The 22,772-nt window shown below is 68.1% G+C and carries 20 protein-coding genes and 1 pseudogene; 6 read left to right on the top strand and 15 right to left on the bottom strand.

The window, feature by feature from the left end:
* Positions 1–5: 5 nt before the first annotated feature.
* From FBT69_06545 to FBT69_06535, 3 genes and pseudogenes are all read left to right on the top strand, one after another.
* Positions 6–668 carry a GNAT family N-acetyltransferase gene (locus FBT69_06545; protein ID MDL1904459.1) on the top strand — a complete coding sequence of 221 codons (663 nt, stop codon included), beginning with the start codon at positions 6–8 and terminating at the stop codon, positions 666–668.
* Positions 669–828: 160 nt separating this feature from the next.
* On the top strand, positions 829–1,830 hold the full coding sequence (locus FBT69_06540) for a site-specific DNA-methyltransferase (GenBank protein ID MDL1904458.1): 1,002 nt from the start codon (positions 829–831) through the stop codon (positions 1,828–1,830).
* Positions 1,817–2,525: pseudogene (locus FBT69_06535) on the top strand (restriction endonuclease). Before FBT69_06540 ends, FBT69_06535 begins: the two are co-directional and overlap by 14 nt.
* Positions 2,526–2,567: 42 nt before the next feature.
* Here the strand turns inward: FBT69_06535 and rpsG are convergent.
* Positions 2,568–3,059, bottom strand: coding sequence for a 30S ribosomal protein S7 (gene rpsG, locus FBT69_06530; protein MDL1904457.1), 492 nt, complete (start codon positions 3,057–3,059; stop codon positions 2,568–2,570).
* Between the two features lie 117 nt (positions 3,060–3,176).
* Positions 3,177–3,551 (bottom strand): 30S ribosomal protein S12, encoded by a 375-nt coding sequence (locus FBT69_06525; GenBank protein ID MDL1904456.1) that lies wholly within the window; start codon positions 3,549–3,551, stop codon positions 3,177–3,179.
* A 109-nt stretch (positions 3,552–3,660) separates the two neighbouring features.
* Here FBT69_06525 and FBT69_06520 point away from each other — a divergent pair, with 109 nt between their 5' ends.
* Complete coding sequence (locus FBT69_06520; GenBank protein ID MDL1904455.1) at positions 3,661–3,993, top strand: nucleotide pyrophosphohydrolase; 333 nt, start codon at positions 3,661–3,663, stop codon at positions 3,991–3,993.
* On the opposite strand, the gene FBT69_06515 is transcribed toward FBT69_06520, so the two are convergent.
* Complete coding sequence (locus FBT69_06515) at positions 3,983–5,431, bottom strand: serine/threonine-protein phosphatase (protein MDL1904454.1); 1,449 nt, start codon at positions 5,429–5,431, stop codon at positions 3,983–3,985. The two genes, FBT69_06520 and FBT69_06515, sit on opposite strands and share 11 nt — an antisense overlap.
* Entirely contained in the window at positions 5,431–6,030 is a 600-nt protein-coding gene (locus FBT69_06510) for a cob(I)yrinic acid a,c-diamide adenosyltransferase (GenBank protein ID MDL1904453.1), read from the bottom strand. Before FBT69_06510 ends, FBT69_06515 begins: the two co-directional genes overlap by 1 nt.
* Between FBT69_06510 and recJ the strand changes: the two genes are divergently transcribed.
* Positions 5,963–7,840, top strand: a complete 1,878-nt coding sequence (recJ, locus tag FBT69_06505) for a single-stranded-DNA-specific exonuclease RecJ (protein MDL1904452.1) — start codon at positions 5,963–5,965, stop codon at positions 7,838–7,840. The two genes, FBT69_06510 and recJ, sit on opposite strands and share 68 nt — an antisense overlap.
* 48 nt (positions 7,841–7,888) lie before the next feature.
* Here recJ and FBT69_06500 read toward each other — a convergent pair whose 3' ends face one another.
* The 8 genes from FBT69_06500 to FBT69_06465 all read right to left on the bottom strand — a co-directional run bounded on the left by FBT69_06500 (position 7,889) and on the right by FBT69_06465 (position 16,610).
* Positions 7,889–9,133 (bottom strand): tetratricopeptide repeat protein, encoded by a 1,245-nt coding sequence (locus tag FBT69_06500; protein MDL1904451.1) that lies wholly within the window; start codon positions 9,131–9,133, stop codon positions 7,889–7,891.
* A 103-nt stretch (positions 9,134–9,236) separates the two neighbouring features.
* Entirely contained in the window at positions 9,237–11,768 is a 2,532-nt protein-coding gene (locus tag FBT69_06495) for a hypothetical protein (GenBank protein MDL1904450.1), read from the bottom strand.
* A 200-nt stretch (positions 11,769–11,968) separates the two neighbouring features.
* Positions 11,969–12,205, bottom strand: a complete 237-nt coding sequence (locus FBT69_06490) for a hypothetical protein (GenBank protein ID MDL1904449.1) — start codon at positions 12,203–12,205, stop codon at positions 11,969–11,971.
* Complete coding sequence (locus tag FBT69_06485; GenBank protein MDL1904448.1) at positions 12,198–12,788, bottom strand: prepilin-type N-terminal cleavage/methylation domain-containing protein; 591 nt, start codon at positions 12,786–12,788, stop codon at positions 12,198–12,200. The genes FBT69_06490 and FBT69_06485 overlap by 8 nt, the downstream gene beginning before the upstream one ends.
* Positions 12,789–12,802: 14 nt before the next feature.
* Positions 12,803–13,090 (bottom strand): hypothetical protein, encoded by a 288-nt coding sequence (locus tag FBT69_06480; GenBank protein ID MDL1904447.1) that lies wholly within the window; start codon positions 13,088–13,090, stop codon positions 12,803–12,805.
* A gap of 18 nt (positions 13,091–13,108) precedes the next feature.
* A complete protein-coding gene (locus FBT69_06475; protein ID MDL1904446.1) occupies positions 13,109–13,534 on the bottom strand; it encodes a prepilin-type N-terminal cleavage/methylation domain-containing protein in 426 nt (141 codons plus the stop codon).
* Positions 13,535–13,637: 103 nt separating this feature from the next.
* Positions 13,638–14,255 (bottom strand): prepilin-type N-terminal cleavage/methylation domain-containing protein, encoded by a 618-nt coding sequence (locus tag FBT69_06470; GenBank protein ID MDL1904445.1) that lies wholly within the window; start codon positions 14,253–14,255, stop codon positions 13,638–13,640.
* 171 nt (positions 14,256–14,426) lie between these two features.
* Positions 14,427–16,610 (bottom strand): hypothetical protein, encoded by a 2,184-nt coding sequence (locus FBT69_06465; GenBank protein ID MDL1904444.1) that lies wholly within the window; start codon positions 16,608–16,610, stop codon positions 14,427–14,429.
* Positions 16,611–16,935: 325 nt separating this feature from the next.
* Between FBT69_06465 and FBT69_06460 the strand changes: the two genes are divergently transcribed.
* A complete protein-coding gene (locus tag FBT69_06460; protein MDL1904443.1) occupies positions 16,936–17,514 on the top strand; it encodes a response regulator in 579 nt (192 codons plus the stop codon).
* 63 nt (positions 17,515–17,577) lie between these two features.
* On the opposite strand, the gene FBT69_06455 is transcribed toward FBT69_06460, so the two are convergent.
* The 3 genes from FBT69_06455 to FBT69_06445 all read right to left on the bottom strand — a co-directional run bounded on the left by FBT69_06455 (position 17,578) and on the right by FBT69_06445 (position 22,772).
* Positions 17,578–19,116, bottom strand: a complete 1,539-nt coding sequence (locus tag FBT69_06455; GenBank protein MDL1904442.1) for a hypothetical protein — start codon at positions 19,114–19,116, stop codon at positions 17,578–17,580.
* A 51-nt stretch (positions 19,117–19,167) separates the two neighbouring features.
* Positions 19,168–20,574, bottom strand: a complete 1,407-nt coding sequence (locus tag FBT69_06450; protein ID MDL1904441.1) for a phosphomannomutase/phosphoglucomutase — start codon at positions 20,572–20,574, stop codon at positions 19,168–19,170.
* Positions 20,575–20,660: 86 nt separating this feature from the next.
* Positions 20,661–22,772, bottom strand: coding sequence for a helicase (locus tag FBT69_06445; protein ID MDL1904440.1), 2,112 nt, complete (start codon positions 22,770–22,772; stop codon positions 20,661–20,663).

Genomic DNA, 22,772 nt, shown 5'->3' with positions numbered 1-22,772 from the left:
CCGCCATGACGAGGTGCGCGAGCGAGCGTGAAACAGGACTTGGGTTGGGCTGGACTCCGCCGGACCCGCTGCCGGTGCGGGTCGAGACACCGCGGCTGATCCTGCGGGTCTACGGGATTGACGATGCTCCCGCGCTCTTTGAGGCCGTGTCAACCGGCCGCGATTCGCTCCTGCCGTGGATGGTCTGGGCACGCGACACCCACCGCGACCTGGCCGAGACGACGCACTTCATCACTTCGAAGATGATGCATCTGCGCGAACCGGACAAACTGGACAACGTCGTGCTCGGCGTCTTCGAACGCGAGTCCGGTCGGCTCGTCGGCGGCACAGGCATCCATGGCGTCACCCGCGATACCTGCGCGGCTGAGGCCGGGTACTGGATCCGCGGCGACGCACGCGGCCAGGGCTACGCCACCGAGGCGGCACGCCACGTCATCTCCTGGGCCTTGCGCCCGCGGGCCGAGAACGGCATGGGTTTCCGCCGCATCCGCATCTACTGCTCGGCCGCCAACGCTCCTTCGCGCCGTGTCGTCGAGAAACTCGGCGTGCGGCAGGAAGTCCACCAGCGCGATGACTTCTTCGTCCCCGGCGTCGGCGTCACCGACCGCCTCGGCTGGGGCGTGATGGCGGAGGAGTGGGACTGCCACGAGCACAGGTCGAGGGTCTAGATCGTGCACGCCGGCATCCAGCGCCAACGGTACCAAGCGAGCCAACCCGACTTGTCGGCTCCGAAGGGATCTGTTAGCATGGCCGGGAGTTGACCGCCGGGTTCAGCACGGCACATCGGTAGCCTCAACACTCCCGGCCACGGTCGCTCCGGAAGGATCCATGACTCTGCTCGACGAAACCGCCGCACGAACGACCAGCGAGAGCGCTTTGCTCGACAGGCTCCTCGGCGGCGGCAACCCAGACGACGTCATCCCGAAGCTTGCGCGTGATCCCAAGGCTATCCGTGAAATCGAGTCGGTCGTCCGCGCTCTCCCGACGAACCATGAACTGATTCTTGGTGACGCGCGCTCCTCGTCGCTGCTGGCGGATAACTCCGTCCATCTTGTGGTGACGTCTCCGCCCTACTGGACACTCAAGCGGTACAACGACCATCCCAGCCAGATGGGGCATGTGACGGACTACGACGAGTTCATGGCCGCTCTCGACGAAGTGTGGCGGAACTGCTACCGTGCGCTCGTTCCAGGGGGGCGCCTCGTCGTCAACGTCGGCGACGTCTGCCTCTCCAGGCGAAAGAACAACGGACGGCACACCGTTGTGCCGCTTCACGCGACGATCCAGGAGCGGTGCAAGGCGATCGGATTCGACAACCTCGCCCCGATCATCTGGCACAAGATCGCCAACGCCAACTACGAGGTGCAGGGCGGCGGTGGTTTTCTCGGCAAGCCCTACGAACCGAACGCGGTCATCAAGAACGACATCGAGTTCGTGCTGATGCAACGCAAGCCCGGCGGCTACCGCAGCCCGAGCGTCCGAAACCGCCTGCTGAGCGTCATCGGCGAGGAGAACCATCGGGCATGGTTCCGGCAGATCTGGTCGGACCTCCGGGGCACCTCCCACCCTCGGCATCCCGCGCCGTACCCCGTCGAGTTCGCCGAGCGCCTGGTGCGGATGTTCTCGTTCGTCGGCGATACCGTGCTCGACCCGTTCATGGGCACCGGGACCACGAACATCGCCTGCGCCCGCTGGGGCAGGAACAGCATCGGCGTCGAACTCGACGCCGCATACTTCGAACTGGCCCGCAAGCGCGTCGCTTCGCACGACGCGGACTTGTACCTCGCGTCCACGGTATCAACAAGAGTGCATGACAATGCGCGACCTTGACCGAGACCTCCGCGACGCGGTGCGTGAGTTCTGGGAGACCAGATTCCGGCAGTCCGCCAATCAGGGGCGGGACGACGACCGCGACAGAGGTGCGAGGAGCGCGGTCACCGGCGGGAAGCAGATGGACGGGTTCGTCCGTCTCGTCCGAAGCCTGCTCGTCGATGCCGGCGTGCCACCGGACAGCATCGCAACCCACCGGCGCATCGAACTTCCAGGCTGGTTCCGCGCCGAGAAGTAATGGGATCTCGTCGTCGTGCACGCCGGAGAGTTGCACGCCGCGGTCGAGTTCAAATCGCAGGTCGGACCATCGTTCGGCAACAACTTCAACAACCGGACGGAGGAAGCGCTCGGCAGCGCGACGGACATCTGGGCTGCATTCCGTGAAGGCGCGTTCCGCCCGGCCGTTCCTCGGATACGTCATGCTGCTCGAGGACTGTGAGCGTTCGCGAACGCCGGTCCGTGTCGCCTCGACGCACTTCCCGGTATTCCCGGAGTTCAAGATCGCCTCATACCGAGACCGATACTCGATCCTTCTCGAGAAGATGGTGCGAGAGCGGCTGTACGACCAGGCGTGCTTCCTGCTCTCGGACGCAGCCAAAGCCGGGACAGGCGACTACTCGGAGCCGCATCCCGAACTTACCTTCACTCGATTCATCGCTCGCCTGACATCGCACGTCGAGGCAATCGGCCGCTGAATCCGACGGCCGAACGCATGGAGAATCAGGCAGAGTCGTGCCTCACGCGTAGTGCGCGAACGCTTTGTTGGCCTCGGCCATGCGGTGCGTCTGGTCGCGGGTGGTCATCGCCTTGCCCTCGCCCCGGGCCGCCATGTACAGCTCTTCCGCCAGTTTCCGCCCCATCGGCCTGCCCTTCTCGCCCCGGGCAGCCTGGATGATCCACCGGAACGCCAGCGACTGCTGGCGACGCCGGTTCACCTGCATCGGCACCTGGTAGTTCGCGCCGCCGATCCGCTTCGAGCGGACCTCGACGTAGGGCTTCACGTTGTCGATCGCGCGACGGAAGACCTCGATCGACGTCTTCGGCGCATCCGGGTTTGCTTCCTTGTCGAGCCTTCCCTGGATCATGTCCAGCGCGTCGTAGACCACGCGCTGCGCCACGCTCTTCTTGCCGTCCTCCATGACGCAGTTGATGAACTTGGACAGCACCACGTCCCCGTGGCGGGGGTCGGGACGCAACTGATCGTCGGACTTCGTGATTCGACCGGCCATCGTGGTTCCTTTCGGCTCATCCGCCGCCGCAGGGCGGCCGTGTGTTCACCGGCACGCCCCGGCCCGGGGCGTGCCGATTACTTGCCGGGACGCCCGCGCGGGCGCCCCATGTCGCGGCTACTTCTTGCCGCGCTTGGCTCCGTACTTCGAGCGGCCCTTCTTGCGGTCCGACACGCCCAGGCAGTCCAGCGCGCCGCGGACGATGTGGTAGCGCACGCCGGGGAGATCGCGCACGCGCCCGCCGCGGACCAGCACGATCGAGTGCTCCTGGAGGTTGTGCCCCTCGCCGCCGATGTACGCCGTGACTTCCTTGCCGTTGCTCAGTTTCACGCGGGCGATCTTCCGCAGCGCGGAGTTCGGCTTCTTGGGCGTGGTGGTCTTGACCGTCAGGCACACGCCGCGACGCTGCGGGCACTCGTCCAAGTCGCGGACCTTGGACTTGGCCTTCGGCGTGCGGCGGGGCTTGCGGATCAACTGGTTGATCGTCGGCATGGAAACTCCCTGGCGGCTCCCTCGTGGGCGGGAAGTCTAGCCCCCACCCCCGCCCCGGCAAGCCCACGCCCATGACCACCCCCGGCCAGACCCGCCATAGCCTCCCCATATGCCCGACCCCGCCGACCCCGCCGACCCTGCCACCCTCACCGTCGCCGGCTTTCAGGCCCTGATCCGCGACCGCTACCTCGCCACCGACTCCGCACGCGGCACGCCCGCGACCTTCATGTGGTTCATCGAAGAGGTCGGCGAACTGGCGACCGCCCTCCAGCAGAACGCCCCGGGACGCAGCCCCACGCCCGAGCAGCGGGCCAACCTCGACGAGGAGTTCGCCGACGTGCTGGCGTGGCTGATGACGCTCGCCAATGTCAACGGCGTGGACATGGCCAAGGCCCTGTCGAAATACACCGATCCGGGACGGGTTGGGGGCGTCAAGGGGTGACCGACGCCCGATGCCCGGCAGTCGTGACGCCCGAAGCCGGATCACGCTGACCGATCGGGCGATAGACCTCGATGATGAGCGTGTCGTCCGCGGCCGGCCCCGAGCGGTGGTGCATCACCCTCGACCGGATCACACCCGGCCACGAACCGTTGCTCACGTCTGAAGCCGATGCCAACAGCCGCCGCAGGCCCTCGATCCGCAGCATTGCCCCCTTCGAGTCGCGTGCCTCGATCGCGCCGTCTGTGTAGGCGACGACACAGTCGCCCGCGCCGAAGGGGACCGACCGAGGCGCCGGGTCGAAGTCTTGGCCGGCGCACGCTCCCAGCACGAACGAGGTGCTCTCCAGTTCTTCGAGCGTGCCGTCCACGCCGCGCACAAACGCCGGCGGGTGCCCGCCCGAGGCGTACTCGAGCCTGTCGGTGCGTGGGTCGATGCGGAAGCAGAGTGCTGTCGCGTAGATCGAGTGCGTCGCCAGCGTGAGGTGGACGTAGCGATTCAGCAGCCGCAGCACCTCGCCCGGTCCGATGTCCGGGTTCTCGGCAAAGACCCGCTCGAGTTCGCCGTGCAGACGGTTCACCGTCAGCGCTGCCGGGATCCCGTGCCCCGTCACGTCGAGCAGCACGATGCTCAGCGGGCCGTCCGAGCGACGGTGGGCGAACAGGAAGTCCCCGCCGATTGCACGCATCGGCTCGTACTCGTAGCTCAGCCGCACCGGTCCCTCGGCGATCGATGTCGGAAAGAGCGACTCGTGAATCCGCCGTGCATCCACGAGTTCCCGCCTCATCTCCCCGTACTTGTTCTGCAGAAACCGGAGCTTGAACGTCTCCATCCGACGAGAGTGACGCAGCCAGCAGATGGCGAAGCCCGGCGCGACCAGCAGCGGCGAGAGCACGATGCCGATGCTCACGCCGACGATGGTCTCCACGTTGGATGACCAGAGGGGCGTCTCCCAGAGCAGTTGAACCGCCGCACTGACGAGCAACACCAGCACGGCGGGGCGGATCGCCTGCTTCGGGGTCCACGGCAGCAGGGCGCACGCCAGAAAGTGCGTCAGCGTGAACGCCAGCAGGCCCCCCGCGGCCGGCAGGTCCAGGGCGCGCATCAGCACGTTCATCAACCCGTCGATGGCCACGATCCCGATGCTCAGCCGGACAAGCACGTCGCCCACCGGCCTGCGATTCCTTGCGTACCAGAACGCCGCCACGTACATGGCAACCCAGATCAACGCCAGGAACCACCACGGCCAGCCCCGAGGCAGCGGCACCTGCGAGGAGCGCGCCCAGATCAGCGCGCCGGTCCGCACCAGCAGCCCCAGCAACAGCAGCCCCCCGATCACGCCCGTGAACCACAGGAACCGCCGCAGCAGAAGCCGCTCGGTCTCCACGCGAAACTCGTGGTGGAAATCGGTCGTGTACGCCGCGCTGGACGAGAGAGCCATCAGCCCGCCCCCCCACACTCGCCACGGTTCGCGCCAGGCTTCCACAGCACGTCGCCGGCCGCGCGGGCGTTGGCGACGCGACCAAGCACGAAGAGCAGATCGCTCAGACGGTTGAGATACCGCACCATCTCTTCGCTCGTCGCCGCCGGATCGTGCGATCGCAGCGCCACCGCGCACCGTTCCGCCCGACGCACAACCGTGCGGGCCAGGTGCAGCGCGGCCCCCAGCGCGGAGCCGCCCGGCAGCACGAAACTCGTCAGCGCTGGCAGCCCCGCATTGTGGGCGTCGATCGCCCGTTCGAGCCGCTCGGTTTGCGCGGGCGTGATGCGCAGCGACCGCCCCTCGCCAGTCACAACAGGTGTCGCGAGGTCCGCTCCGGCATCAAAGAGGTCATGCTGCACCGAGCGCAGCAGGTCAACGATGTCGCCCGCTCCTGCACCCTCCGCTGCGACCACCGCCAGACCGACGCAGGCGTTCGCCTCGTCCACCGTGCCGTAGGCCTCGACCCTCGGGTCCGCTTTCGAGACGCGCATGCCCCCGATCAGGCCCGTCGTCCCGTCGTCGCCCGTCTTCGTGTATACCTTACTGATCCTGACCATCGACCCTCGCACGCAGACGGAGAACGCCGAAGCAATGCCCCCGGCCAGTCTATCCGGCATGGACGCCGCCGCCTTGCAGCGAGGACTGCTCAGGCGGTGGTCGCTTCGGTCCCCGTCGCGGACCGATGCCGCTGCCGCGATGCCGCTCGTACAGCGTGTCCTCGCCGCCCGCGGCCTCACCGGCGACGCCGAGCGGTTTCTCCACCCTTCCCTCACGCACTTGCACCCTCCTTCCGCGATACCGGGCCTCGATCGGGCAGCGGAAAGGGTGCTCTCCGCGATCAAGATGCGCGAGCCGACAATCATCTACGGCGACTACGACGTGGACGGTGTCGCCGCCACCACCATCCTCTACCGCACCATCCGCGCTCTTGAACCCGACGCCCCCGTTCGTACCTACGTCCCCCACCGCATCGACGAGGGCTACGGCCTCAACGAGGACGCCATCCGTCAGCTCGCCTCCGAAGGCGTCCGTGTCATCATCACCGTGGACTGCGGCATCACGGCTGTCGGCCCCGCCAGCACCGCCCGGTCGCTCGGCATCGACCTCATCATCACCGACCATCACAACCTGAGCGATGAACTCCCCGAGGCGTGCGCGCTCGTTCATCCGCGCCTGCCGGGCAGCGAGTACCCGTTCGGCGACCTCTGCGGCGCGGGCGTGGCGTACAAACTCGCCTGGCGACTGATGACCATGCACGCCGGCGGCGATCGCCTGCCGCAGCCTCTGCGCGACCTGCTCCTCGACCTGCTGCCGGTCGGTGCGCTCGCTGCCATCGCCGATGTCGTCCCGCTGGTAGGTGAGAACCGCGTCATCACGCACGCGGGCCTGCGCCGTATCCGATCGACTCCGTTCGTCGGCCTGCGGGCGCTGATCCAGGCCTCGGGGTTCGCGGACGACAAGGTTGACTCCGAGCGCGTCGCGTTCTTCCTGGCGCCGCGCCTCAACGCCTGCGGCCGCATGGGCCACGCCCGCGAGGCCGTCGAACTGCTCACCACCGACAACCCGGCCGTTGCCGAACGGATCGCCGACCAGCTGACGCAGCAGAACAAGGACCGGCAGGAGGTCGAGCGCCGCATCACCGCTCAGGCGGAGGAACTCGCCCATTCCCGGGGCATGACTCGCACCGACACTCGGGCCATCGTCCTCGCGCATCGGGACTGGCACACCGGCGTCGTTGGCATCGCCTGCTCCCGTCTCGTCGAACGCTTCGCTCGACCCACCATCCTGCTGCGATCCGAGGGGGGTGAGTGCCACGGGTCGGGCAGGTCCGTGCGCGGCTTCAGCCTGCACGGCGCGCTGCGGGCGTGCGAATCGCACCTCGATCGGTTCGGGGGGCACGACATGGCCGCTGGCCTGCACCTGCGCGAATCCGCTCTCGATGCTTTCACTGCGGCTTTCATTGTGCACGCCAACCAGCGCATCGGCCAGGACGACCTCGTGCTCGACCTCGACTACGACTGCGACGCGGCCGTCGAGGAGTTGCAGACAGGCGCGGTGCGTGAACTCGAACGCCTGGCCCCGTTCGGGCCGGAGAACCCGCACGTCGCCCTCCGCTTGTCAGGCGTCCGCGTGCGCGAGGAGCCGCGCCGCATGGGCGAGCGCGGCAAGCACCTGTCAGTGATGGTAAGCGGAACCGGAGCGAAGGCCCTGCGGCTCGTCGCGTGGAACTGGGGCGACAGGGCCGACCGCCTCCGCCCCGGCATGACCATCGACGCCGTCGTGCGCCCGAAACTCAACACCTGGAACGGCACGACCAACGTCGAGGCGGAGCTGCTCGACGTGTGCACGAAAGAAAGCGGGGCCTGATACGCCCCGCCACGGATACAAATCCACATCATCGTGCGATTGTGCCGGTCACGGCTCGTTCTGCACGCCCGCCACTGTCGTGCCGCCGACCGAGTCCAGCAACGCCCGCAGGCCGGCGTTCGTCGGATCGGCGTTCAGCGCCAGCGTGAACGATTCCCTCGCCGCCTCGTGTCGGCCCATGTCGCGGAGCACCAGCCCGCGAAGCGTGTTGATCTTCGCCGAGGCGGGATCGCGCGCCGCCGCTCGCCCGAGCCACTCCAGCGCGGCCGCGTTCTCGTTCTGCCGTCGGTGCCACAGCGCTCGCAGCAGGTAGCCGTCCGGCCGCTCCGGCGCGAGCGCGATCACGCGCATCGCCGCGGCACGAAGCCGATGCTGATCCTTGAGCACGTAGGAAAGCTCGCCCAGGCCGATCCACGCCTCGACGTCGCCCGCCCCCTCGTCACCTTCGGTCAGCGTCACGTAGATTGTGCGTGCTTCCACCGGTCGAGCCAGTTCCGTCAGGCACCGTGCACGGGAGTGCAGCAGGTCGCGCCGTCCAGCACGGTCCGCGTTCTTCAGCAGGCGTGCAAGATTCCCCTCCGCGGCGCGGTAGTCCCGCACGGCCACCTGCGCACGCACAAGATCTTCGAGGATGGCGAGGTCGTCCGGCGCAAGCAGCCGCGCCTGGTTGAACAGGTCCACGGCCTCCGCGTTCCGGCCCGCCATCAGCGCGATGTGCCCCAGTGTCTGCTTCACGCCCGCCGCGTGCTCGTACCGCCCGCCACCATCGCGCAGGAGCGTCTCGGCTTCCGCCGGCCGGCCCATGTCGATCAGCGTCTCTGCGGCCGCCACCGCGTACTGCGGCGCGGTCGGGTCGATCTCCATTGCACGCCGATAGTGGCCCAGCGCGGTCTCCTGCTCCTGCAGCCGCTCGAAGAGCACGCCGAGGTAGAACTGCGCCTCGACGTTCTCCGGGTCGAGCGACTCTGCGGCCTTGAGCGAGTGCACGGCCTGGTCGAGCGCCCCCATCTCGTTGAGGATGCGGCCGCGAAGCACGTGGCTCCGCGCCACCTGGTCGTTGATGGCGATCGAGGTATCGATGCGCTTCAGGGCCTTGTCAAGGTCGCCGGCAAGGAACGCCTGCCGCGCCATGTCGTGCTCTGTTGCGCTCTTCATGATGCTGAGCTTCTCTCGCGCCGCCGAGAGGTGCTCGCGGGTGTACTTGCCGTGCCCACCGCCCCCGCACCCGGCCGCGAGGCCGACGAGGCAGAGACAGGCTGTCAATCCGAAGCGCAGCGTGGTCCGTGCGTTCATCGCGGTTCTCCCTTTCTTCCCTCTCCTCCGAACGGTCGTCGTGTCGTCGCGGACGCCCGAGAGGCGGCCCGCGCGCGGCGGGCCGTCCCCCGGGGTTGGTGGGTCACTTGTTCTCAGCCGGCGTCGGCTCCGTGGGCACGGTCGAGAAGCTCGGCACGCTCTCCGCCGCCGCACCGAAGATGCGGGCCAGCCCGCGGAACCCGTGCATCATCGTCGCCCAGCCGAGAATGCGGCGCTCCTCCTCGTTCAACTCGTCGATCCACGAGGTCGAGTCGGACTCGGCGACCTGCGCACCGTTGTCCCACTCCTCCAGCGGGGCGTCGTTTCTCTCGATCGCGAGGTCGTTGCCGGCAGCGTTGGACCACGGCTCCGAGGCAACCTCGAATGCCGCGCTGTCGGCGTCGGTGTTCGGTGAATCGGCCTGCACGCCCGAAGCGAACGGATCGCCGCTCTCTTCCAGACCCCAGACGTTGCCGGAGTCCCACGCCTCGCCCGTGTCGGCAACAACGTTGACCTGTTCCATCTGCGGATCATCCGTTGTCTCGGCGAAGGAAGCCGCATTGCCGCCGGACCGCTCCGGCTCGGCAGCCGCAACAGCCATGGTGCCGTTCGCGGCGTCCGGACCACCCGCCGTGCCCGTGACGCTCATCGAGTCCGGTGCGGGCGTGATCGCCGAGCGCCGGTCCGCGTCCGTGTGCAGCAGTTCCTCCACTTCGCCGTGGATGATCGAGTGCAGCAGGTCGCGGTTCGGCCAGACCGTGCGCTCGTTCATCAGCTTCTCACGCATCTCGATCGCGTCCGGCTGGTTCGGGAACAGCTCGAGCGAGCGACGCACCCGGTGCAGCGCCTCCTCGGTCTTGCCCTCCGACGCCAGGCGGTCCGCGTCCACGAGCAGCTTGCTCGCCTGCTTCTCACGCGACCACGGCAGCAGACCCTCACGGGCGCCGGCCCGCGCCCGACGCGCGACCTCCAGCCCCTCGGTCCCGGCCTTGATCAGCACGTCGTCGCTCACGATCGACGGCGTGATCATGAAGATGATCTCGTTGCGCTGCGTCTCGTCCTCATGCCCGCGGAACGCCGCCCCGATGATCGGGATGTCGCCCAGGAACGGCACCTGACGCCGCGAGGTCGTGGTCGACTCGCGGAACAGGCCGCCCAGCACGATCGTGTGCCCGTCCGGCACGATCACGTTCGTCACCAGCTCGTTCGTGATCTCGTCCGGGATCGTGACGGCCGCGCCGGTCGCGTCGGTCGCGTTGCGGATGACCGCCTCCGACACCTGCGGCTTGAGCTCCATGCGGATCATGCCCTCGTTCGTCACGAAGGGACGGAAGTACAGCTGCGTACCAGTGTCGAGGAACTGCACGGTCTGCGTCGTGCTGGTCTCATTCGACGTTGTGCTCAGGTAGCCGACCTTGCGACCGACGAGCACACGGGCCGGCATCCGGTTGAGCGTGAGAATCTTGGGGTTCGAGATGATGGTCGTGTCGCCCACCTCGTCGAGCATCCGCAGGAAGACGGCGACGTCGTTGTAGACGATGCCGGCCTTGAAGGTCGCGGGGCCGGAGGCGTTGCCCGCGGTGGAGACCAGCGCGCCGCCGCGCCCGTCGTCGCCGGGAATGCCCACGGTCTGCGAAGACCCGCCGGAGATGCGCGATCCGGTGCCACCGATCAGACCGTCCACGGAGCCGAGCGGGCCGCCGAGGTTGACGAAATCGCCCATGCTCAGGTCCGCGATGATCGAGAAGTCCACGCCGAACGCGTTGGCCTCGTTCAACTGCGTCTGCACGATGGTCGCCTCGACGAGCACCTGGGCCGGCCGGGTGTCGAGTTCGCGCAGCAGGCCCTCGATCTCCTCGACGCGGTCGGGGTAGTCGAAGATGATGAGCGTCGCGCCGTGCACGAAGTCGTCCGCGCCCGCAGGGGCGTCGCCCGGCAGGCTGAACCGTTCCGTGCGGTTGTTGGTCTTGATGAAGGAGCCTTCGCTCAGCAGGGGCGTGACGAACTCCGCCGCGTCGACGGCGTTCAGGTAGTTCAGCGTCACCCGCTTGTGGACCCGCCGCCGCGACGCCTGCTCGATCTGCTCCAGTTCCGCCAGCGTGTAGACGTGGATGAAGTTGCCCTTCTCCACGTACCCGAACCCGTTGACGTGCAGGATGGCGTCAAGCGCCTCGTAGAACGTCACGCCGTACAGGTTCGCCGAGACCGTTGCGGAGACTGCCTGGCTCGCGACAATGTTCCGCTGGCTCTGGATCGAGAGCAGCTGCAGCACGTTCGCCAGGGCCTCGTTCTGCACGTGCAGCTCGACGATCATGTTCTCGTCCACTCGCACACGGTCCATCAGTTCCTGCACGCGCTGCTCGTCCGGCTGGTTGGACTGCTGCGCGGGAGCGGGCATGTCCCCGGCGGTCGCGTTGACCTCCGCCGCCCGGCTGTTCGCGGACGCGGCGGCGTTCCGAGCCGCCTCCATGATCGCGCCCAGGCCCAGGCCCAGGTCGCCGTCCTCGTCCTGCGCGAACGCGGCGGGCGTGCCCGCGATCAGGGCGAGCGCGGCCGCCGAGGTAGCGACCCGGCCCACGCGACGGTTCTTCCGCTGAGATTCGGACCCGCTCGACTCGTTGTGACGGTGGCTCATGTCTCAACCCTGCCTGTTTCTCGGGCCTGCCGTCGTCCCGGACGCATCCCGGGCCACTCACCGTCGGCTCGGCCGGTTGTTCTCGGTATGTCGTCCAGACCGGATGAGGACTTTGGGGCGAGTCTGCCGTTTGACCAGCGCGGCCAACCCAAGCCCGCACAAACGGAACGCGCAATAACCGACCGGCGCCACCCCGGGCTTCAGTCCGCCGCGTCATCCAGCGGCGCGCGTTCAGGCCGCTCCGTCGCACGTCCTGCCGAGCGAGCATCCTCATCCTCGCGCGGCTCGGCGTAGACTGACCTCGGCGTATCCGTCACCAGGCGGAGCCGCTGCCAGATGAGCAGGCTCAGTGCGCCCGTCAACGCCACGACCGCGAGTCGAAACCCGCTCGGCCTGCGTCCGCGCGATGCGCCCCTGCTCTTGCCCCGCTCAATCATCGGCGATCTTCTCGACGGAAACCTGCCCCGTGAACGGCGAGACGTTCACCCGGAACACTGACCCGCTCCCTCGGATGACGACGCTCCCGCCCGAACCCGCCTCATCGGCCGCCGGATCGACGACCGGCCCGCCGAGCTCGTCGAAGATCAGCACGGAATCGCCGTCGAACGACGCCGACAGGATTTCCGCGCCGCTGAATCTCGCGTCGTTGAAGTTGATGATGTAGCGGTCGTCCGGTCCGCCCCGCAGGAGCAGCGGCTCGTAGGTCACTTCCGTCTGCCCTTCGCCGATCATCGTGACCTGCACCTCGGCCAGCATGTAGGCGTTGCTCTCGGGGTAGAAGATGATCGCCCGCCTCTGCTGGTAGGCCAGCGCATCCGCCTGCGCGAACGCGATGTCGGAGACCACGGTCCGCACCGCCGCCTGGACGCGGAGCACGCCCGCGCTGCCGATCGAAGGCACGACCAGCGCGGCCGCGATCCCCAGCACCACGACCACCACCAGCACCTCGATCAGGGTGTAGGCGCGAGGCAACGCCGCCCGGCCAGGCCGCCCACCCCGCCCGGTGCAGCAACGCGCGATCACGGTCGCCTCCCTCACTTCGTCTCGCGGACTCGCACGCCGTCAGTCAGTTGCTTCTCGACCCGGCCGAGCCGGTCATTGAGCGACCGCAGCTGCCGGATGATCTCGTTGCGCTGGTCCGCCGGGTTGACCACGCCCCTGGCGCGAGGCTCGTCGTCCTGCGACGCCGACGCGACCGCCGGCGGCTGCTTCAGGATCGTCGCGCCGACAAGGACCGCGATGAGCGCGAGCAACCCGTTGGTCCACGCGCGGCCAGCGAATCGGAACCTCGGTCGGTCGTGCCCGCTGTTGATGGCGTCCATGGTCTGTTCCTCACTCACTCAGTTCTTCGGATGAGGCTCGTCGTTGCCGTCGAACCCGCCCGCCCACACGCGACCCGTCGCGGGGTCGTAGATCCACCCGTGCTCGGTCTGATACGCCACGTCGGGACCGTCGCCGAAGACGATCACGCTGCCGTTCGGCTGGCCGACCCAGGCGTTGACCGGCGCGGTCTTGAGGTACTGATTGTTCAGCAGCGAACCCCACGTCCCGTTTCCTTCCTCGATCGTCGGGAGCACATCCGAGTTCCGAACGCGGTACACGTCGATCACGCGCCGCACCTTCTGAAGCTCGTGGAACGTGGCCTTCTCGCTCGCCTCGCTCGTCGCGTTGGCGAATCGCGGCACGACCACCGCGGCCAGGATGCCGAGGATGACCACCACGACGAGAATCTCAACGAGCGTGAATCCGCGCATGGCCTTGTCCATCTCGACTCTCCGTGTCCCGTCAGCCGTGGAGCGAATCTTGCGTTGAATCGGCCCGCGCTCCCTCCCGGGAGCGGGGCCAGTGTGTCATGCAGGCACGCGAGGATCAGTCCGTCGCGTTGCCGGTGATCTCACCGTTCTCCTCGTCGAAGTACGAGGCGTAGATCGTCCCGTTGGTGGTATTGAAGAACCAGGCGGCGACCGCCGAGCCGGTGCCCTCGTCGCCCGAGGCGACGCTGGTGCGCGTCCCCGCGGTCGGCCACGCGGGGTTCGCCGGAGCCGACTTGAGGTAGTTGCCGTCCAGGAGATCGTCCCAGTCGGCCGAGAGGTCCGGGTAGTTCCCGTTGTTGCGGGCGGCGTACAGCTCGATCTGGTTCTGCAGCGTCTGGAGCTGCGTCTGGATGTTGCCGCCGCGGGCGTCGTTCGCCGCGTTCGTGAACTGCGGCACGACGATCGCCGCGAGGATGCCGAGGATCACCACGACGATCAGAATTTCAACCAGCGTGAACGCCCGCGCCCGGGCACGATTCGCCTTCATGTTGAGGCCTCCTTCACTCACTCGAGTCACTCGCGAGCTCCTGCGTTCCGCCAACGCGGCGGGGGGTTCCTGAATCCGGCGAGCGGCCCCCGGACGGCTCCTCCGCCGCCCGGGCGCAACCGCGCCGCAACAGGCCATCGGCCGCGGAACACCCCCGATTGACCTTGCTGGTGTGAATGCAGCCATGCCGTGCGGGATCGTGACGGCTGCGGTCACATTGACGCTTGCGCGGGCACTCTCCCCCCGACGAGGGGATCACCGCGAACACTCAGAGGCGGCTTATCGGGCACGCACGAACAGCCCCTACGACGCCACGCGGCGATGGAGCGCGGCGATCGCGTGCGCTTCGTGCTTTGCTCAGTTGGACGACCCGGACCCGATCAGGCCGAGCAGTTCGGTGTTGGGCAGGTTCAGCGCACCCATCAGGGCCGCGGCGGTCACCGCCTCTTCACTCTGGCCGTCCCTTGCCAGCCCGACCAGCCGCGTGACGTGGCGATCGGAGAGCATGTTGCCGAACCGCTTGGCTGACTCGCCCACCATCTCGAGCAGGGCGACCCGTTCCTGTCCCGAGGCCGCGAGCGCGGCGTCCATGATTGCAACCTGCGCTCGCTCCTGCCCGATGCGGGACAGCACCTCCGCAACGCGCATCTTCGTCGCGCCGCTCGACGCGCCGAGCGAGGCGATGAGCGGCGCAGCCGCGTCGCTCACGTCGAACACCGGGTTGCCCGCCACAGCGAGATCTCGCAGCACCGCGAGCGACCGCGAGGCGTACTCCGCGGCTTCCTCCGCGCCGACGACGCCGCCGGACGCCGCATCCACCAGTTCCCTGGCCGCCGTCGCCAGCATCGCCTCCGTCAGCCCGAGCTGTCGGATCGACACCGTCGTGTCGCGCTCGAACTGCGGCCCGAGTTCGGCGTACGAGACCGAACTCACCAGACCAAGCACAGGTGTCGCGGCCAGCTTCGTCGAGGCCCTCGCTTCGTCGATTGTCCGCAGCGTCGCGTCCGCCACCTGCGCCGTCACGATCAGGTCGATCCCGGGCGTCTCCGCGATCGGCTCCGCGGCCTCGGCGAGCGTGCCCGCACGCGGCAGCACCACGTACCCCTCGCGCTCCAGCACACGCCGAACCGCCTGGTACTGTTCCGCCTCGGGCGTGATCACAACGGCGTACTGCTTCGACGCATCCCGGATCGCGCTCGCCAGCAGCGGAACCACACGCTCCGACCCCGTGAACGTCTCCGTCGGCTGCGCCCTGCCCAGCGCCAGCGCGGCGTCATACTGCACGCGACGGTTCGGGTACGCGAGGCTCTCCAGCAACGGTCTCCGGGCGGCAAGCCCCGACCACAACTGCGAGCCTCCCGCCGTCCGCTCGATCGCCGCGATCGCCTGCCGGGCGAGCCGCGTGTTCCGCGTGTCGATCGCACGGGCCAGCACGCGCTGATTCACGGGCACGCCCGCCGCCGCCGCGAAATACTCCGCGCCGCGCCGCGTCGAGGCATACGCGGGGTTCTCGTATCCGTCCGGCGTCTCGTTCTGCCGCTTGAAGTTCGAGGCCACCCAGAGCGCCAGCGCGTCCGCGTTGTCGCCGCGCAACGCGAGCGATTTCTCCGCCATCCGCATCGCCATCGCCTCGTGATACACCTCGGTGCGGATCGCCGTTGCGATGAGCGGCGTCTTCGGCGCGCCCGGAAGATACGACCAGAGCAACTGGTGCTCCTCGCCGGGGAAGGACGTGACCTCCGCCCGCTCGCCGTAGTACACCTCGCCCAACCACTCGTAGAGCGACGCAGCGTCGAGCGCGCCGAGCGACCCCCCCACCGCGTCCAGCGCACGCCTGCACGCCGCCGCCACCGCGGGCGACTTCGTCCCCGTCATCAGTTCCATCACGAACGGCGCGGACGTGCCGTACTTCAACTGCCCAAGCACTTGCACCACCAGTTCCTGCTCCGAGGGTTGCAGGTGCGGCAGCGCAGCGCACAGCGGTATCACCGCCTGCCGGCCCATGTCGATCATCAACCTCTGCACCGCCGCCTGCAACTGCGGGTTGTTGCCGTCCAGCAGCGCTTCGAGCAGCTGCGGCATGGCGTACTCGCCCGCCGTCACCAGCCGCTGCTGCGCCAGGAACCGGCCCTGAAGCCCGCCCGTCAGCAGCGCGATGTTCCGCTCGACCTCCGCGGGCGCGCGCGCCTTGTTCAGGCGACCCCGCTCGAAGAGCCGCTGCAGTGCACCCGCCGTCGCCTCGAGTTCCGTCTCGCCACCCTCGGCCCGCATCGCCAGGCCCACCGCCTCGGCGAACCGCAGCGACTCGCCCGACACCTCGACCAGGTCGGCGAACGCCTCCGGCGACATCCCCGACGCCAGCAACTGCTGACCCATCAGTTCCGCCGCGTCGTAGCGCGCGATCTTCGTGTAGTGGATGAAGTCCCGCAGCCGGTCAGCATCCGTGGCAGGCACCGCCTGCCCGCGAACCGGAACAGAGAGAACGGCCACCGCGAGCATGCACAGAACCACGACCAAACGACCGGGGGCAACGATTCGCACGGGAACCTCTCCTATCGCCACTCGGGCGGGACGAACCTGATCCTCGGGACTTGCTCCGAGCCAAGACAGCCACAGCCCGCGGCCGCCCGGACGGACTCCAAGCCTACCCCCCCTGTCCCGAGGCCCCGCAATCTAGCGGTCCCCAACAACCCGTGTCAATCGCCACGCTCAAACCCCAACCCCAGGCTCGACCGCCCGTTCGGCGTCCCAGAACCAGAAGTTGGGCCTCCCCGAGGCCGGCCCGTCAAGCAAGACCCCCTCCTCGCCGATGCAAGCCCGGTGAAGCCCTCCGGGCTGCTGCCCGCTTCGTGCGCGAGGTGAGACGATGACCATCGATAAGGACGTGCTGACGACCGGCGAGGTGGCGAAGATCTGCAACGTTGCCCCCCGCACCGTCTCCAAGTGGTTCGACACCGGCACCCTCAAGGGGTACCGCATCCCCGGCTCCAAGGACCGGAGAATCCCCGTCGCTGAACTTCTCCGCTTCATGCGCGCCCACGGCATCCCCATGGACGGGATATCCTCCGGCCGCACCCGCGTCCTCATCGTGGACGACGACAGCGACGTCGTGGACACCCTTCACCGCGTCCTGACCGAGCAGACCACCTACGAGGTCCATACCGCCACCACCGGCTTCCAGGCAGGCATGGAGTGCGAACGCTTCCGCCCCCATGTCATCCTCCTCGACATGCACCTCTCCGATGGTGACTCGCGCCACGTCGCCGATCTTGTCCGCCGGAGCGACGCTCTCCAGATGACCAAGATCGTCGCCATGAGCGCAAAGATGACCGACGGCCAGGCCCACGCCCTCCGTTCCCAGGGCTTCGACGACTTCCTCCGCAAGCCTTTCCAAGTCCGCCAGGTCGTCGAATCCATCGAACGCTCGACCAGCGTCGTGCACTGAACCGATCCGCGGAAAGAGACGCCCACATGGGCCGGGGCCTTGCAAGTCGCGGCTTCCGGCGCCTCATGCCGGCCTGATCCCCCGGTACAACTGCTGCACACGATCCGCTTCCTGCTTGCGGACGTGTTCCAGCACGAGCCGAGGCACACGCCATTGCGCCTGTTCCGCGGTCACGTTCGAGCAGTGCTCCGTCAGGCACCGATAGAGCAACTTGAACGCATCCCGCGGCTGGTGCATCTGGTCGAGGGCGTCGACCAGGTCCTGCCGCGTCACGTCGTCCGCGAAGAGGTCGAGGAGCGTGATCGAACCCTCCGCATCAGGCGCACGGCACGCCCGCAGCCTCGCGTCGCACAGGTCGTAGAGCATCGCCCCGGTCCAGGTCAGGCGCTCGACGAGGTTCTGCTTGTCCAGCCGCGCCTCCTGGAAGAACGCGCTGGACTCCTTGAACAACGCGTAGCGCAGCTCGATCGGCAGCAGCATCTTGACGCCGAAGCCTTCCTGCTGCAGGAACTTGTTGTTGAACATCGGCCACACGATCGCCCGCATCCGCTCGGCGTCGCCGCTCACGAGCGTCGGCTCGTCCACACGGTCGATGACGACCATCACGCCGTCGTAGCCGAGCGACCGCAGCGCCCGACGCAGCCTGTCCAGCATCGCGTAGCGCTGCTCGTCCGACGAGGTCATCGGGAGCACCGAATGCGTCCGGTCCGCGCGGCCCAGCCTGCCCAGCGACCTCGCGAACGAGTCGTCCGTGCGCCGCAGCACCCGCAACTGTCGGCGCAGGCGATGCGCCAACCGACGTAGCGCGAACCTGTCGAGCACGAACGTCTTGAGCAGGAGGACGCCCCACAGCGCGAGCAGCGCGGCAAACAGGTACAGTGCGGTCCTCCCCCCGGGCGCGGCTTTGTCCACGACGAGCCATGCGAGGAACGCAGCCGCCGGAAGCCAGCCCAGTGCGGCCGCCGCTCGCCACACCGCGTCCGAGCCGAGCCGACCGAGACGCAGCCACCGCGCCAGCCTCTCGGTCCGTGTGTCGGCGTCGTCGGATCGGTCGTACACCGCCTGGAGAATCAGGAGGTCGCGTCGAACGTCGACCGGCGCACGCCGGAATGTTCGCCGATCGTCCGGACTCAGTGGGTTCGCGGTGCTCGTGCGCCCGTCGAGCAGCGCGTCGGCAACCTCCGTCGCCCCGATCGACAGCACCGCGTCGATGTGATCCACCAGCCGCATCCGCTGGAACGAGTCGAGGGGTGTCTTTCCACCGTTGGCCTCGTGCAGCCGATCAAGGAAGGCGTTCAGGTCGTCGTACGCGATGAGGAACACGCGCCCCGACCGGTTCGCTGCGTTATGCCGCGCGACGTGGTCGGCGATCTGCATCCGGATCGCGGTCTTGCCGCTCCCCTTCTCGCCGAACACCACCGCGGTGGCGGGCCTGCTCATACCGCCGAGGATCTTCTCGAAGTCCGAGTGCGTCGCCACGGGCGCGTGCGCCGACTCGAGGCGCAACGCCATACGAGCGAACACCGCGTCGTGCCGGGCCTCCTCGCCCTGAAAGGGGTTCTCGGCGATCCGCCAATGGTCGAAGAACTGCGCGAGGTTCATGCGTGGTTCGCTCGCCGCACGCCGCCGGGCCGCCCGCCCGACGTCGAGCGGTCAGTGATCGACCCTGCGTCCGAGGCGGGGGCGGAGTTCCGCGAGAACCTTGTCCAGCACCTTCTTATCCTTCGCCTCGACGTTCAACCTCAGCAGCGGCTCGGTGTTGCTCTTGCGCACGTTGCACCACCATCCCCGGGCCTTGAACAGGTCGATGGTCACGCCGTCGAGTTCGTCCACGTCCGCCTCGTCAACGAACTGCTCCCGCAGCGCATCCAGCGCGGCGTCCGCCTCCTCGTTCACGAAGTTGATCTCGCCCGACTGCACGTACCGCCGCACCGGCGCGATCAGTGCACTCAGGGGTTTCGATTGGGACGAGATCACAGTCAGCAGCGTCGTCAGCGCGATCGCGCCCGAATCCGCATAGAAGTTGTCGCGGAAGTAGAAGTGCCCGGAGAGTTCCCCCCCGAACACGCAGTCGTGCTCCGCCATCACCTGCTTCATGAAAACGTGCCCGACCCGGCACCGGTACGGCCTCCCGCCGGCCGCACGCACGTCCTCCTCCACCGCCTTCGTCGAGCGCAGATCGTACACGATCCCCCCCCCGGGGGCGCGGGCGAGGAACCACTTCGCGAGCAGCGCGGTCAGGTGATCGCACCCGATGATCGCCCCTTTCTCGTCCACCACCACCAGCCGGTCCGCGTCGCCGTCGAAGCACACGCCGAGGTCGGCCTTGTTCGCCTTCACCGCCTCCTGCGTCTGCGCCAGGTTCGCCGACACCAGCGGGTTCGGCTCGTGCGCGAAGTTCCCCTTCGTGTGCTCGAAGTTCACCTCGACGATCGTGAGACCTTTGACGTTCGAGCCGCCTTTGCCGAATACTCTCGGCACCATCGCCCCGGCCATGCCGTTCGATGCGTCGATGACGATCTTCAACGGCCGCTTCAGGTCCAATGTCCGCAGGACATGGCGGGCGTAGGCCTCCCACAAGTCCCGCGTCTCCGAACGCCCGCCCGCTCCCCTGCCGATGGTCGTGTCCACCATCGCGGCGTACTTGCGGACTTCCGCCAGCCCGTTCATCTCGCCGACAGGCTTGCCCTGTCGGCGGGACACCTTGAACCCGTTGTACTGCGGCGGGTTGTGGCTCGCCGTCACCATTACCCCGCCCGCGCAGCCCAAATGGTTGATCGCAAAGGTAACAAAGGGGGTATCGACCAGCCCGACATCGATCACGTCGCCGCCCTGGGCATTGATCCCCGAGATCAGGCTTCGTGCCAGCGACGGGCTTGACGCGCGCATGTCTCTGCCCACCACAATGTTGCGCATCATCGGGTTCGTCTGCCCAGCGGCCTCCGCCTCCCCGCGCAGGAACCGCGAGACGCCGAAGCCGATCTGCCAGGCCATCTGGTCGTTCAGGAGATCGGGATAAGTGCCGCGGACGTCGTAGGCCTTGAAAACGCGTCCCAGCATGACCGGGGTTCTCCGGGGGGGGCAGGTATGGGCTTGACGAAGGGGAAAGCCTAGCACGCCCCTGCGAATCGTCCAGAGCCGGGTGCTCAGTCCGCGATCGCGGGGTCGTCCGCTTGGACTGGCAGCACCCGGAGCGGCACCCCCTCGGGCAATGCCGCCAAGAAGTGTCGCCCGTAGCCGGTCGTCAGGATACGAGGGTCCAACACCACGACCCGCCCACGGTCAGTCGCCGACCGCACCAGCCTGCCGAACCCCTGCTTGAACCGCAGCACCGCCCGCGGGAGCGAGTCGTCGCGGAATGGGTCTCCCCCCCGTTCCCGGATCAGGTCCAGGCGGGCCTCCGTCAGCGGTCGATCCGGCGGCTCGAACGGCAGCCGCGTGATGATGACGTTCCGCAGCGCGTGCCCCCGAACGTCTACCCCCTGCCAGAAACTTGCCGCACCGAGCAGCACCGACCGCCCGTCCTCGCGGAAACGCAGGAGGATGTCCCGCCGCGAGCCGTCCCTGCCCTGCACGAGCAGTGGCAGCCCCAGTTCCCGCAGGGACGATCGCAGCGCGTCCGCCGCCCGGTAGAGCGAACCGAACGACGTGAACAGCACGAACGCCCCACCCTCCGTCGCGGACACGTGATCAAGGATGCGCGACACCAGTTCCCGCGTGTACACGTCGTCGCCGTGTGCCGCCGCCTCGTCGCCGGCCCTGGGGCTGGGCATGGACCTGTCGACGAAGACCTCGATCTGCCGCGCGTAGTCGAAGGGAGAGCCGAGTTGCAGCGTCGGCGCGCCTTCGCACCCGAGCCGCGAGATGGCGTGAGCAAAGGCCGTCTCCGCGCGCTCCGCAGGCTCGTCGTCGCGCACGGTGCGCGTCGCCAGCGTCGCGCTCGTCAGCACCACCGAGTGCTGCCCCTCGAACAACCGCTCGCGCAGGAGCGGGGCGACGTCCACCGGCGAACAAGCCAGCGTCACCCTCGTCGCGCCGTGCCTTCCCGGCTCGTTCGGCCGGCGCGACTCGATCCAGTACACACACCCTGCGGCCGTCTGCTCGATCAGCGCCTCCGCCGTGTCGGCGATCTCGCCCGCTCGTTCGGCGTAGGCAGTCAGTTCGAACCGATCCGCCTCCGACTTCACGTCGTCGCGCAGGCTCCGCAGCCTCACCGCCAGTTCATTCATCGCCGGCGTCAGCACGTTCTCGACGACCCCCGGCCTTCGCACACGACCGTTCCGCGAGTCCGACCGCTGGTGCGCCCCCGCCAGCGAGCCGAAGAACTCGCGCGCGGCCGTGTCCGCCCGCATCACCAGCGACACCGTCCGCGACACCGCCTCCGTGTCCCCCACCGACAGGTCCAGTTGGGCGAGGTACCCCCGCGCCGCCCGCGGATGATGAAGCATCCCCAGCAGGTGGAACACCCGCCCCTCCGAGAGCGACAGCCCGAAATGCTCGGCGGCAACGTCCTCGACGTTGTGCGCTTCGTCCAGCACGACGTGGTCGTACTTCGGCAGGAACCCGACATTCCGCGCACGCAGCGCAAGATCTGCAAAGAAGAGCGCGTGGTTGCAGATGAGCAGATTCGCCTCCTCCATCTGCCGACGCGCGGCCTGGTAGAAGCACTGCTTGTAGTTCGGGCACTTGCGTCCCATGCAGTTGCCAGAATCGGACTGCACCAGGTTCCACACGCCGGGTCGCTCCAGCGGGGGCAGCGTGCTCAGTGTGCCGTCGCGCGTTGCGTACGCCCACTCCTGGATCACCTGCAGCGATCGTCGGCTCGCCGCGTCGGGCAGCTGCCGCACCGCCCGCTCCGACGCAAGCGCCAGCCGGCGGATGCTCAGGTAGTTGCCGCGACCCTTGACGAGCACGGGGCGCAGTTCTCCCGCCCACGCCTCCGGCGCGCCCTGCAGACCCAGTGTGCGCACCAGCAGCGGCACGTCGCGCTCGATCAACTGCTCCTGCAGCGAGATCGTGTTCGTCGCGACGACCACCGTCTCGCCGTGCGCCAGGCACCGCAGGATCGCCGGCACGAGGTACGCGAAACTCTTGCCGACGCCCGTGCCCGCCTCGACGAGCAGCCTCCCGCGCTGCGCCATCGCGCGGGCCACCGCCCGCGCCATCCGCTGTTGCTCGTCGCGGGCTTCGAAGTCCGCACCGAGCGCGCCCGCGATCGGGCCGTCGGGACCGAGGATTGAATCGACGGCGTCGGGCAC

The organism is Synechococcales cyanobacterium CNB, from assembly GCA_030263455.1.
Lineage (GTDB): Bacteria > Planctomycetota > Phycisphaerae > Phycisphaerales > UBA1924 > CAADGN01.
The sequence above is the reverse complement of the archived record's forward strand: the minus strand, read 5'-3'. Positions and strand labels throughout refer to the sequence as shown.